This window comes from Peribacillus sp. YIM B13482 (assembly GCF_042787975.1).
Lineage (GTDB): Bacteria > Bacillota > Bacilli > Bacillales > DSM-1321 > Peribacillus > Peribacillus simplex_A.
Window position 1 is genome coordinate 1 of sequence record NZ_JBHZPF010000081.1, and the last position, 13,340, is coordinate 13,340.

Below are 13,340 nucleotides of genomic sequence, written 5' to 3' on the forward strand. Positions count from 1 at the left end.
GTCTTTGATATCTTAGGTATTGTGTATGATTGTACGTCACAAAAACTTAAAGCTGCCTAATATTTTTTAAAAAAACCTATTTGATGGTTTTTTTGTCATGCGCATTTTTAGTGTTACCATAGCAAATTAAAGGGAACACACTTTTATATTATCTCTTGTGCGCTTAGCTTGATGGGCATGGGATCCTGCCAACAAAACGCGGAAAACTTACGCTAAGAGAAATTTAGGATTAAAGAAGCCGATTTGCCCAACGCTAAGGCAGTAACATCAGGAAAAATTCAGATTTACAACGGGCAGGAAATCCAAATATTAAAAGCCTAATTTCTCGCTTTTAACACCGAGAAATTAGGCTTTGTGTTATTTGAACTCTATAGGCTGTATAGTTTCTATGAATAAATAGTTGATAAGATTGTTGAGACTAAAAAGATGGTCAATAAAAATTGAGTGTCTGCTCAATATTTATTGCCTCCAGGCAAGAAGGGTTTTCTATCCCAGTTTTCCACTTGCCTCTACAATTTGATTAAGAAACTGTTCAACCTCTTCTTGACTTTTTCCAAGTTTACTTACAAACCGGTTCAGTTCCTTCCCTTCTTTAAAAGCAATAAAGCTTGGGATTCCGTACACCTCCAGCTTCTCTAATACCTCTGGAAAATGTTCACGATTTACTGCAATCATATCTACTCTTTCTCTATACGCTTCTTCCAAGATGGGCATAAATAAATCGGTATGCTGACAGTCTGGGCAATATTCGGCATAGAATTTGGCCATAACTGGTTGTGTTGATAAAATCGCCTCTTCAAACTCTTGTTTTGTTTTAATCTCTTTCATTATTAAAATCCTCCCCATATTTGGTTCTCATTAATAGATTGATTGTTTCCACTACATAATTCACTTGCATCAAGATATTTTTCGCAATCCAGAGCAGCCATACAACCACTTCCCGCAGCTGTAATGGCCTGGCGGTATTTATGATCTTGAACATCCCCGCAGGCAAATACACCTGGGATATTCGTTTCGGTTGTACCAGGATTCACCATGATATATCCCATATTGTCTGTTTTGATTTGATTGTCTAAAAATGCTGTATTCGGTTTGTGCCCAATGGCAATAAAAATACCGTCAGTTTCCAGAACTTCCTCTTTTCCTGTTTCGCTGTTTTTTACTTTCAAGCCAGTAACGTGTCGATCCCCTGCGATCACTTCTTCAGGAATGGAACTTAGGCTCCACGTAATTTTTGGATTCTTTTTGGCACGGTCTTGCATAATTTGGGAAGCGCGAAGGTCCTTTCTGCGGTGAACAACCTGAACCTCCGAAGCAAACTTCGTTAAAAAATTTGCCTCTTCCATAGCAGAATCTCCGCCCCCGACAACGATAATTTTCTTTCCTCTAAAGAAAAATCCATCGCATGTTGCACAGGTGCTTACCCCACGCCCAATATTTTTTCTTTCCCCTGGAATCTCCAAAAGTTTCGCTGAAGCTCCCGTTGAAATGATTAAAGATTGCGTTTTAAGCTCCCCTATTCCTTCCACCGTTAAGGTAAAAGGGTTATTGGAAAAATCGACTTTTTTAACCCAGCCTCTTTTAAACTTTGCTCCAAAAAACTCAGCTTGCTTTCGCATGTTCTGCATCAACTCTCGTCCCATAATCCCTTCAGGAAAACCAGGAAAATTCTCGACATCTGTTGTCAATGTCAATTGCCCCCCCGGGTTCAGGCCCCTCAATGACCAAAGGACTTATGTTAGCACGTGCTAAATAAATTGCTGCGGTTAACCCAGCAGGTCCAGTTCCTAGAATAACGGCTTTATACATTGCTTACCTCCTTATCTCTTAGTCATGAATATTAATTTGCAATATTCGTGCCAATCTTTAATTCCTTGCAAAATCACTATTTTTTCAGCCTCTTATAGGTTAATCATTCCTATTTTCTATCACGTTTGAGAAAAATTTTTTCAAGACCAAGAAAACATGTACCAACTCAAATTTCATACGGTGGATTTAAAGCCAAGAAAGTTATAAAGGAAAGATACAAGATAGTTGTTGTAACACTTGAACAATATTTGCAAATCCATCGGCACCATTAAATCGAATAATGGTACAAAAAGGCTAGAAAGACATATGGGAAATGGGCATATGGCAATACCGCCAACATTTATGGAAGCTTATCACGGTAAAGACACTTACAGTCACAAAACGGAGAGCAAGCGAGAGCCTAAGAGGATGATACCCGCTTTGGCTTATCATAATAACAAGGACCACATAACGGACAAAGAAGCAGAATTTTTATTGATCCAGCACAAAATAATGAATTAATTTCAAAGCAAGGGTTAATTGAAGCATATAATCAATTTCAGCAAAGAAAACAAAGGGAAACCGGGGATTTGGTGGATTGGTTTAAAAAGTGGAATTAAATAGAGAAAATTATTGCTTGTATTGTCAAAGAAGGTTCCCAAAGGTTGAATGGTTAAAACCTCTTTATGGTTGGACTAATGGGGATCTGGAAGGATACTTTTGTGAACAGCACTATTACCAGGTAAAAGCTTTCAATGATCGCCAGAATAAAGCGTATGAGGAATATAATAATAAATAAAGACCCAATCAAACATATTTACCCATTCATAAGATATGAAAAAAGGTGTGTTAGACTATGGGCCGTCTGGAAAAAACATTATGGTCTACCAATGAGACATTTAAATTAAGTGATTGGCGTCTAAATGAATTCCGTAATCCTCCTCATCATGTTTACCTTTACCATTTTAGTCCTTACCTTTACCATGATAATCCTCATCATGTTAATCCTTACTTTTACCATGTTAATCCCTATTATTAGACGTAAGAGGTAAAGCCATCTTTTTTAAGGAGGCTTTTTATTATGATTAGTTGTAGATCCGCATTTTCTCCATTAAATTCGGAATGGCTTTAAATCAATAGATTAGAAAAACCCCGGTGACTAGCCGGGGTTATCGGTATTGCTTCTATTTCCTCTTTAGAGGCAGCCACTTCTTTTTTAGTGGTTTCCACCTCTTCTTTAGCCATTAATAAGAGCTGATTTTCATTTTGTTCCAGCTTTTTTACCACGGAAGCGGATACTTCTTCTACTATTTTATCTAAACGCTCATTAAACCTTTTATCTCGCTCTTCTTCATATTTAGATTTTTCGTTTAGGCGTTCCACTAAAACGCGGATCAGTTCGGATGTTTTTCTATGGTTTTGTTTTGCTGGTCCATTCTGGCCGTTATATCTTGTTCAAAACGCGTTATGTCGGAGGGTAGGCTTGTATCGGAAGGAATTATACCTTTGCTTTTATTATATTGCTACAATTGACTTTGCAGTCGCTTCAAGGGTTATACCAGGGCGGTTTCGCTGCTTTATTAGGTCTTCGAAAATCATAATGTTTGAATCGGTATAATTACGGTTTCCTTTATCGTCTTTATGGAAGGTATAGCCGTTTTGTTCCAGCTGCCGCGCATCTGCGAACAATAGATTGCGTTGGAGTTCCACGGAATAACCGGTGCGCCCATCGTCCCAACATCCTCGATATTACGCGAAAAATTTTCTGGCGCGAAATTATTATTTTTAAAGACATTTTTTATAAATGAACCCGCTACAATTGAAGTTAATAACATCGATAAGCCAATCATATTTGTGATTAATGCGATTACCATTGTAACTAGTGTTATTCTAATTGTAGAGCCGTGGGTTCGTTTGACTAATGGCTCCACTAAAGAACTAAGAATCCTAGATTATTCCAGCATTCCCGTTACACACATGGCTAAAAGGACAACAAGGAATGAGCTCATTAAACAGTAGAGCCCGCCTCTTCTTAGAATGTAAGGACAGACCGGACCACACTTTCACTATTTAATCGATTCTAAGTAGGGGAGTATTCAACCCGCTTTTCTTTTGCAAGATATAGCCCCTCTCCGTCTAAAGGGGTGAACACCCGAAATTTTCTCAATCGCTTTCCATAAACATGGATCGTGATAGCTGGTTTATTACCTACCCCCTCCAAGATATGACAGTCTGCTGGAGGCAGTAGCTTTCCTGTATTCTGCTCGTTTACAATGATAGTATCAGTATGCTGTAACTTAACAATATTGCCCCCAGGTAATTCCTCTAATCGTATATAATTAGTCACTTTAACCTTACCCGCGACAACTCCTTCTGCTCCCCATGTATCATCGTGATCATGAAGAGTGGTCTTCTGACCGGGCTTCCAGACTAGCGCAATCACTTCGAAACGATCCTCTGGGTCACAATACAACAGATGCCGCGAGTACCCTTCCTCACTTGGTCCTCTTTTCTCAGAAGGAAGCCATGATTGGGATTGAATTAATTTACCAACTAACCTTTCTGCTTCCACAACACATTCGTTATCATTCTGACTCCGTTCCACCATAACCGTCATATCATGAACAAAATTGTTGAAATCATATTCATTCGTGTGCTCCATTTTAATTCCTCCCCAATATTCTTATGTTTTACTTTCCTGTACGGGAAAGTTGCTTGACTGCTTGTTCTAACTGAAGTAGAGCATTTTCCATGGTAGAGTGGGGACATGCGATATTTATTCTCATAAAGCCTTCTCCCCCTAGACCATGTGAGTTCTTCTCTTGTCCAGACCCTTCCCACCGGATTATGCGGGCTGCAAAGGATTAACATTTTAACGGAAGAATCAATCTGAGCCTTTAAAACTGCAAAATCCATCGTGTATCGTTCCGTACTGTTTTTCGATTCCCAACTTTGAAAATATTTTCATAAATATTCAAAAAAAGATTGCAATTGAAATTTGCAATCCCAGGGTAAAAGGTATAAGATTCTGTCGTTCTAACCTGCGGTAAAGTGCCGAGTAACGAGTTTTCCATTCTTCCGCAGCTTTGGGGTACCTGCCCTTACCTATGAACAAAGTCTATTTAAAAATTGTAATGTCCGTTCATGCCCTGTATTTTCAAAAATTTGTTGAGGTGTTCCTTCTTCAACGATTACACCTTTATCAATAAATACGACTTTATCCGCTGCTTCACGCGCAAAATTCATTTCATGTGTCACTACAACCATGGTCATTCCTTCTTTAGCAAGTTCTTTCATGACCTTTAGAACCTCACCAACTAACTCAGGATCTAACGCGGATGTAGGTTCATCAAAAAGCAGAACTTCAGGTTCCATAGCCATCGCCCGTGCAATTCCTACACGTTGTTGTTGTCCACCGGATAGCTGGGATGGATAGTGGTTCGCCCGTTCTGATAATCCTACCTTTTTCAGCAATTGAAGAGCCTTCGTATGAGAGGATTCCTTGTCTTGTTTACGAACGTAAACAAGACCCTCCATAACATTTTCAAGTGCAGTCATATGAGGGAACAAATTGTAACCTTGGAAAACCATACCCGTTTGTTGACGGAACTTAATAACCTTATCTTTTGGAACTGGTTTTTTATCCTGGAAATCCAAAGAATACTTTCCAAGCTTAATGGTCCCTTTTGTAGGCGTTTCCAATAAATTCAGGCAACGTAACAAGGTTGTTTTCCCTGAACCCGATGGCCCAATAATACAAACTGTATTGCCTTCCTCAATTTTTAGATCGATTCCCTTTAAGACCTCTGTTTGTCCAAATTGTTTATGCAGGTTCTTTATTTCAATCATGTATATTTCCCCCTATCAAATTAGCCCGTCACATAACGATCGAGTCGTTTTTCCATCTGTCCTTGTGCATTCGAAAGAACGGTACTGAAAATCAAATATATAAATCCTGCTAGACAATAGAGTACCAATGGTTCATAGGTTGTTGCGGTAATTTGCTGAGCAACTCTAAACATTTCAGTCACCGTAATGGTAGCAGCCAACGATGTATCCTTTACCAAGCTAATAAAACTGTTTGCCAAAGGTGGGACAGATACTCTTGTTGCCTGAGGGAGAATAATTCTTTTTAATGCCTGCGGATAGCTCATCCCAATAGAATAAGCCGCCTCCCATTGCCCTTTGGAAATGGAGAGTATAGCCGCACGAATAATCTCTGAGTTGTAGGCGCCAACACTAAGCGTAAAACCGATAATTGCAGCAGGAAGGGGGCTAATCGTAATGCCTATACTCGGAAGGCCATAGAAAATGATAAACAACTGAACAAGCAGCGGTGTTCCCCTAATCACCCATACATAAAATCTTGCAACAGCGTCTAGGAGTTTAATTCCCGAGATCCGAGCTAATGCCGTAAGTAAAGCAAGAAGGAGTCCCAGTAAAAAGGATACTAATGTCAAGGGAACCGTAAACGCAACCCCAGCTTTTAACATCGGGAAAAAGGAATTTACAATGATGTCAACAATTTGGTCCATTCTATCATCAGCAAACATGTAGAACCCTCCCTATTTTGAAACATCTTTTCCAAAATATTTTTGTGAAATACTTAAATATTTACCATCCTTCATCATGTCGGAAAGCGCTTTATTTACGGACTCTTCCAATTCTTTGTTCCCTTTTCTCATCATGACCCCCATTTTTGCCGGATCATCAAGTTCTGCGACAGATTTAACCGGTGCATCAGGTTTTTGCTTTTTGAAATCTAGGTAGGATAGTCCGTCATTTACAACCGCATCCGCACGTTTTGAAAGTAATAAATCAATGGATTGATTAAAACCTTCTACTCCAACGATCTCAGCACCATAAGATGCTGCTATATCTTTATAGTTACTAGTTAATGTCTGAGCTGATTTTTTTCCTTTCAAATCTTCAAATGATTTAATCGTATTATTGTCCTTGTGAACAATTAAGAAAGGTTTTGACATAATATACGGCACTGAAAAATCGTATTTTTTCTGGCGGTCAGGAGTAATTCCTACATTATTAGCAATAATATCGAACCGCTTTGAATCGAGTCCTGCGAACATACCGTCCCATTGGGTTTCAATGAATTCTGGTTTCACACCAAGTCTTTTTGCTACTTCCTCCGCGATTTCAACATCAAAACCGGTTAACTTCCCTGAAGAATCATGGTAGCTAAAAGGTGCAAAGGTTCCTTCTGTTCCAATTTTAATGGTCCCACTCGATTTAATTTGCTCTAGCATATCCCTGCTCTCATCTGCGTGTTTGCCTGGTTGACTTGCTGCCTGATTTTCGGCCTTTCCGCATGCAGATAATATAAGTGCTACGAGTATCGAAAAAGCGATGATGATGAAAATTTTTTTCATATATAATTCCCCCTAAGTAGCGTTGTATAAATAGTGCCATAGTTTTCAGTTTAATTATTCTTTCTGTTTGGAGCCAAAAGGTAAATACCTTATAAAAGGTGGTTCTGTCCATTTGGTAAATAGAACACTAGTGTTCCCTCCTTTATTTTTAAAAAATGGATGATTTGCAGATTTTCAGCTTCATTATTCTGTATAATTTTAATATTCTGTAAATTTAGTCTATATTTTTAAAATGAACTCCACCTCCTCCTTTTCGTTATCATATTATGCAAGAGTTGTGCCAAAATAAAACCCTTGTTAATTCAACATTCCTACTATCGAACCAGTTGAGAAATTCTCATTTCCGCGACGAATATAGTAATAACCTCCCTTTCCGTACTGTTTTTTGGTTCCCAAATTTGGAAAGAATAATTCCAAATTTGGGAAATATCCCCCACGGAGACGAAAAAAGATTGCAAATAAAATTTGCAATCTTAGGTAAAGTGGATCAAACTTTTAGATTGTATCATTCTAGCTTACGATAAAGTGTCGATAAACTAATTTTTATTCTTCCGATACTTTTTCCTTATCTTTTCGATCTTAACACCTAAGAAGAAACTTTGGATAATGAATTTTTCATATTCGGCCACCATCTCATCTAAACTTAACACTCTGGTATGAATAGGTGCTTGAAATTGGTACAAATAATCCGGAAGTTCATGAAAGCCAAGTATATCCGATTCTGCCATATTCACCATATACTCCACAACATTTTCTAACTGTCTAATAATCTCGGGCCAATCATATTGGAATAGCCATTGATCTAATTGTGGATCCATAGTTAATTACAGACGACTTAACTTCGAACATTACTTACAAATGAAGTACGGGAGAAAGAAGGGACTGTCGTCCCTCCTCTCCTTCAATAACTTTGTATGCAGGGATATTTAACCTAAACACTCAACAAATCTGGTTCAATTCCTATCCTCGGCTTGATTACCCCCGCACGACGGGTACGCTAAAAGCCTCCCCGATTACGGAAGAAAATCTTTTGACCGACCCTCAAGAAGTGATACTGCACTGATTCTATCAGATTTAAGGAGCTTCCCTTTTCCTTTTTTATACATCACTTGCCTCCTTGCTTCGCTAATCTCTTAAAATATGAATATTAATTTGCAATATTCATGCCAGCATTATTATTCCTTTAACCGCAATGAAATTGACAAATCCTCCAGCCGTACCGTTATTCTAATGCCATTTCGAGATCCTTCCATATATCTTCTACATCTTCAATTCCAACCGAAAAACGAACGAGTCCATCATAAAGACCTGCTTTTTCTCTTTCTTCTTTAGGGATTATCGCATGTGTCATCGAAGCTGGATGTTGAATTAATGTACCTACATCTCCTAGGGAAACTGCTAAAGTACTCAGTTTTACAGAATTCATAACTTTAACACCTGTTTCGTATCCTCCCTTCAAGACAAAAGAAATCATTGCTCCAGGACCTTTCATTTGTTTCTCCATGATATTTTTATCTTCAAAACTTGCTAGCCCTGGAAAATAAACTTTCTCTATAGCCTTATGTTTTTCCAAGCGTTCAGCCAAAATTTGTGCATTTTCTTGTGAGCGGTCCATGCGAATGTGCAAAGTACGTATCCCTTGAAAGAGAAGCCATGCATCCATAGGGGCCAAATTTGCTCCCATAGTCTTCTGTACTTCTTTTCTCATTGGATCAATAATTTCCTTGCTGGAAATCACTAGTCCACCAATAAGATATCCATGACCCGACAAATATTTCGTTGCACTGTGGACAACAATATCAATGCCGCATAGAATAGGATTTTGTAAATATGGGGACAAAAACGTATTATCAACAATAGTCAAGATACCCTTTTGCTTGGCGATCGCAGCTACACTCTTCATATCCACTAAGGAAAGCGTGGGATTAGAAGGAGTTTCAAAGTAGACCACTTTCGTTCTATCTGTAATGTGTGGTTCAAGCTCTTCCCCTGTCTTAAACGGTACAAATGTTACATCAATTCCAAATTTCTTTACCGTTTTGGATAGAAATGCGTGCGTCGCACCATACAACGCTGTGTGTGCAACAACGTGATCTCCTGCCTGCAAAACACCCAAAAGGCAGCCAGTTATGGCAGCCATTCCAGATGAGAAAGCCAAACACCCTTCACCAAATTCCAATGCCGCTACCTTCTCTTCCAGTTCTCTTACATTTGGATTTCCCAGGCGTGAATACATAAATCCTGGATCTTCTCCTGCGAAGCGTTGTGCTCCTACTTCTGCATTATCAAAAACAAATGTTGAAGTCAAATAAACAGGGGAGATGTGTGAGCCATGCCCTGGATCTTTATTTACTTTTACTAGCTTTGATGAATAGTTCATTATTTTTATGCCTCCTAATTTTAGTAAACTGAAATGCTGCCGTTTTTATTTCTTCCCATTAGTTGTATGCAAATCTTTATATGCAAAAATTATGCCAATTCTGTAAACCTTATAAAATCTACAGTTTTAATATTAAAATTCTTTATTTATTTTCATTTTTGGCAAGGTGCACTGCAAAACATAGTAATTATCGACATTACCAATTTATCAATATTGATAATATTTTTCTAAAATTGAAAAGAATTTAGGTACCCTTCTAACTTCTTGGTATTTCAGTCCTGCAGACAAGTCACTGTTCCTTCTCCTGCACAACCTAAGAAAAGGAACCATGCTCAAATATCAGCATGGTCCATTGTTATTATTCTGTATTTTAAAAAGCTACTCTCCTTTTGCACACCCGTTAGTTTAAGTGTCACAAATATTGAGTTTAATTTTTAGTAAGGTATTGTTTTACCTTATTCGCATCTTCAGAAGGGTATTGATATTCGAGAATACTAGCTACTTCAATAGCTATTTGCTCAAACAAGTCAATTGTTTCAAACAACGAATTCCAAACTTGTTCGTAATCTCCATTAGGATATGTTTTCATTAATCTTCCCCAAATGTCGTTATCAAGGTAGCACTTTAGGTACTTGCTGTTTTTTCCTACACTCAATGAAAAATTGGTTACTATACCAACTTTCCACTCAAGCATTGTTAGTAACATTTCTCTTACACTACTTAAATGGTCATAAGCGTAAAGTATTTCTTGTCTCCATAACCCTTTTGCTACATAAGTTGAAACCCACCAAAATTCATTACAACAATCAGCAAAGAATTTAGCAGAAGGCTTTTTTACCCAGTAGTCTTTATCTGTTGGTTCAGAAAGCTTAGGCATATTTCCATCTTTATCTAATAAAATTACTGTTAATCTATCTTCAGAACAATAAATATCTTTTTCCTCAATCGGAATCAGCATTAAATCAATTCTATTACCATCTTCAAATAACATTAGATAGGTGAATCTCCCACCCAATTCAGGTGGAAACATTGCCATATCTTCTGGTGTTTGCATTATTATTCTTTTCCCAAAAACATTTACCCAATCAGGATTGATTAGAAACGATTTAAAGTCAGATACAAGATAAACAATATCATAATCTCTGAAAGTATCTTTAGGTACATTAAAATTCGTTCGAGAACCATTCATTGCAACAGCTCGTACTCTCTCTTCTTTCTCGGCAACTCGTAATATCAATTCCATCATTTCTTTTTCTGAACGCATTTTTACTCCTCCTAAATATTTAATTTCTTAATACGTATTTCTATTAGGAGGTCCTCTAATAAGTAATAAACAACGTTATATAAAATGATCTATTATTGACTTCCTAAGTCCTCGGCGATAACTGGTAGCTAGCCTTTCCTCCATCGGCATTACCCAACTTCATTGGTACTACGCTGCTATCCGACTCCCTACACAGCATTTGGTTTCCTTGCTTTTTATCGCTTGTACACCATACTCTTCTAATAAGAAAAGACCGATAGGGTCTCCCGAGTTGCCGTATCATATCGATGTGTAACGTGCCAAGGTCTCTGACTCCAGAGAGGTTTTATCCATCTTGCCCTTAACGAAGGATAAAACGTAGCTTTCTGCTGTGCGTAAAGCATCAGCCCTCTCGATTTACTAACTTTATGGAGCTCAATCCCTTCAACCATTTGGCTTTCGGCCCGCCACCTAACTGTCTACGCTTAAAGACTAAAGTTACCTTTAGCCCTCCAAGACTCGCTACGAGCGAATGGCTAGTTCTTACTCGACGGGAATCCCACCCGCTATATGATACGACCTAGGCTCGGCCGCACACGCACCCGTTAGTTTAAGTACATTCTTTCACAAACTATTAGTAAAGGAACCATTCAGGGCTACGTTATGTTGATGGTAATTCATTCAATGTTATCCAAGTACGCATCTAAAAATATCTAAATCTGCTGATTAACTTAACTTGGGTTTAGTCTTTTCTTTATATTTACTGAAAACCATGAAAATGGTAGAATTCCGAAGAGGTGAAATCATTGAAGTTTAAGAAGTTTATCATCGGCCTATCATCATTATTAACGGCTTTTGTGTTACTCTTTGTTCTATTGAGATTAATGGGAATACTAGTTTGGGTGAATGGCGATCCTTTTGATAAATGGATTGCATTAATTGGTTTAATTGCTATGCCTGTTTCTATTTCTATACTATCGAAAAAGATTAAGCTTAATAAAAAGAAAGAAAATACTTTGTTTAATATAGTTGTTTTTGCTAATTTTCTTTACTTATTAGGGTCGTTTTCCATTTTATCCGAAAACTATACTTTTATTGAAAGTGATGAATACCTTTCTTTCCCTTATGTTATACATGAAAAGGAACCACTTCAATGGCCAAAAGATGAGTATGAAAGTAGGTATACATTTTACAGTTCTTTGAATTCATATATTTATGTAAAAGATTCAGTCAAAAAGGGAAATCACGGACTGAGTGAACATGCTCGTTTTAGTGATTATAAAGTTAAAGTTATAAGTGGAAGCCTCTACATTACATGGACTGGTGGATCAATATTCATACGATAAAAGGAAGAAGGATACTTTCTCCACTTTCATCTTGAATTGCTTTAGCTCTAATTTGTCCCTTGTGCTTACCAACAGACCCTTAAGGATATACTCCACTATACATATTCTTCCAATTAGGTTTATTTTTTAGGTTTTTCTAATACATTAATCTCTATGGTTTCGGTATAACCTTCGTCTCCAATTACAGTGACTGTAGCATTTTTGTTGTCTTTCCATTCAACCCTAAAATTCTCAGTTCTTGCGAATCCACCGTCATTGTCTACAGATTCACGTATGGAATAACGTGAATGACCTTCTTTTTGATAATAGATTTTAAAGGGAGCAGAGCTAAACAAAGTAGGTTCTCCTTTTTGCACAATTTCAATCGTACTTGTTCCCGTTTGAGATTCACTGGTTAGGACGGTAGTTTCTTTCCAAGAATCTTGATAGAAAAAAGAAACTAATGGAATGGCTATCATCAGGACAAATCCCACAAGAATAAGAAACCCTTTAGTTTTGAAAGATTTTTTCCCCTCCAGTTTATCGATTGGTTTTGTATGATGTTTCTTTCTTCTCTTAATAAATGTTCCCCACCAATACAGAAGATAGCAATATCCCATAAAAGAAAGAATAATCCATAAATTCACTTGCAGTATTTGTGAAAGGAAATATTCAGACTCTGAAGGTCCCATTCCATTTCTATTTAAGTTATTAAACAGCTTAATAAGTGGAATGACAGCTAATGCTGCAATGGACCGTTTTATATTCTTTTTTCGAAATAGACTTATGATCACCGCCGGTAATGTTATGAACGGTAAAGTCTCAATGAGTATAATAGCAATCATTAGCAAAAATACGTAAATTAGAAAACCCAACATCGCCAACATTCTGCACACTTCCCCTACCATTTATTAACTTATTTTATAACAATAGGAACGCTGGTTTATATGTTATTAAACGGTTGTATTTTAAAATAACAACAATATTTACGATATCATCCTATAAACATAAACCAATAATCCTATGTAGAGGAACATAATGTAATCACAATACATTGAGTATACACCTTAGATAAATATACTTCCCTCTTAGTCCATTACTGTTAATGCGTAGTTTGTATACTCCTGGCTTTTTCAACTAAACTCCCTCAATAAAGAAAGCAAAACCTCTCGATATCTCCGTTTTTCTTAGATTTTCATAGTAGTTTACCTGCCGGT

Annotated in this window: 12 protein-coding genes and 2 pseudogenes; 1 reads left to right on the forward strand and 13 read right to left on the reverse strand. The window is 37.4% G+C overall.

Features of this window, described 5'->3' with window-relative positions:
• Positions 1-486: 486 nt before the first annotated feature.
• The 12 genes and pseudogenes from ACFX4L_RS23420 to ACFX4L_RS23475 form a co-directional block, all read right to left on the reverse strand.
• Positions 487-828, reverse strand: coding sequence for a thioredoxin family protein (locus ACFX4L_RS23420; protein WP_377386841.1), 342 nt, complete (start codon positions 826-828; stop codon positions 487-489).
• A 2-nt stretch (positions 829-830) separates the two neighbouring features.
• Positions 831-1,809 (reverse strand): annotated as a pseudogene (trxB, locus tag ACFX4L_RS23425) (thioredoxin-disulfide reductase).
• A 1,107-nt stretch (positions 1,810-2,916) separates the two neighbouring features.
• Entirely contained in the window at positions 2,917-3,171 is a 255-nt protein-coding gene (locus ACFX4L_RS23430) for a hypothetical protein (protein WP_377386835.1), read from the reverse strand.
• Between the two features lie 212 nt (positions 3,172-3,383).
• Entirely contained in the window at positions 3,384-3,719 is a 336-nt protein-coding gene (locus tag ACFX4L_RS23435; RefSeq protein WP_377406399.1) for a Na+/H+ antiporter NhaC family protein, read from the reverse strand.
• Positions 3,720-3,868: 149 nt separating this feature from the next.
• Complete coding sequence (locus tag ACFX4L_RS23440) at positions 3,869-4,450, reverse strand: cysteine dioxygenase family protein (RefSeq protein ID WP_377406401.1); 582 nt, start codon at positions 4,448-4,450, stop codon at positions 3,869-3,871.
• A 149-nt stretch (positions 4,451-4,599) separates the two neighbouring features.
• Positions 4,600-4,713 (reverse strand): annotated as a pseudogene (locus tag ACFX4L_RS23445) (aminotransferase class I/II-fold pyridoxal phosphate-dependent enzyme); the annotation flags it as partial.
• Between the two features lie 180 nt (positions 4,714-4,893).
• Positions 4,894-5,637 carry an amino acid ABC transporter ATP-binding protein gene (locus tag ACFX4L_RS23450; RefSeq protein ID WP_377386826.1) on the reverse strand — a complete coding sequence of 248 codons (744 nt, stop codon included), beginning with the start codon at positions 5,635-5,637 and terminating at the stop codon, positions 4,894-4,896.
• Positions 5,638-5,657: 20 nt separating this feature from the next.
• Positions 5,658-6,341 (reverse strand): amino acid ABC transporter permease, encoded by a 684-nt coding sequence (locus ACFX4L_RS23455; RefSeq protein WP_283902018.1) that lies wholly within the window; start codon positions 6,339-6,341, stop codon positions 5,658-5,660.
• Positions 6,342-6,353: 12 nt separating this feature from the next.
• Positions 6,354-7,175: an amino acid ABC transporter substrate-binding protein gene (locus ACFX4L_RS23460; protein ID WP_377406404.1), complete on the reverse strand. Its 822-nt coding sequence runs from the start codon at positions 7,173-7,175 to the stop codon at positions 6,354-6,356.
• A 536-nt stretch (positions 7,176-7,711) separates the two neighbouring features.
• A complete protein-coding gene (locus ACFX4L_RS23465) occupies positions 7,712-7,993 on the reverse strand; it encodes an AAA-type ATPase lid domain-containing protein (protein WP_483878239.1) in 282 nt (93 codons plus the stop codon).
• Positions 7,994-8,397: 404 nt separating this feature from the next.
• Positions 8,398-9,555: a trans-sulfuration enzyme family protein gene (locus tag ACFX4L_RS23470; protein ID WP_283902016.1), complete on the reverse strand. Its 1,158-nt coding sequence runs from the start codon at positions 9,553-9,555 to the stop codon at positions 8,398-8,400.
• A 427-nt stretch (positions 9,556-9,982) separates the two neighbouring features.
• Positions 9,983-10,819, reverse strand: coding sequence for an aminoglycoside 6-adenylyltransferase (locus ACFX4L_RS23475; protein WP_377406409.1), 837 nt, complete (start codon positions 10,817-10,819; stop codon positions 9,983-9,985).
• Between the two features lie 785 nt (positions 10,820-11,604).
• Between ACFX4L_RS23475 and ACFX4L_RS23480 the strand changes: the two genes are divergently transcribed.
• Positions 11,605-12,144 (forward strand): hypothetical protein, encoded by a 540-nt coding sequence (locus ACFX4L_RS23480; protein WP_377386813.1) that lies wholly within the window; start codon positions 11,605-11,607, stop codon positions 12,142-12,144.
• Between the two features lie 119 nt (positions 12,145-12,263).
• Here the strand turns inward: ACFX4L_RS23480 and ACFX4L_RS23485 are convergent, their stop codons facing one another.
• Positions 12,264-13,010, reverse strand: a complete 747-nt coding sequence (locus ACFX4L_RS23485; RefSeq protein ID WP_377386810.1) for a hypothetical protein — start codon at positions 13,008-13,010, stop codon at positions 12,264-12,266.
• Between the last annotated feature and the right edge of the window lie 330 nt (positions 13,011-13,340).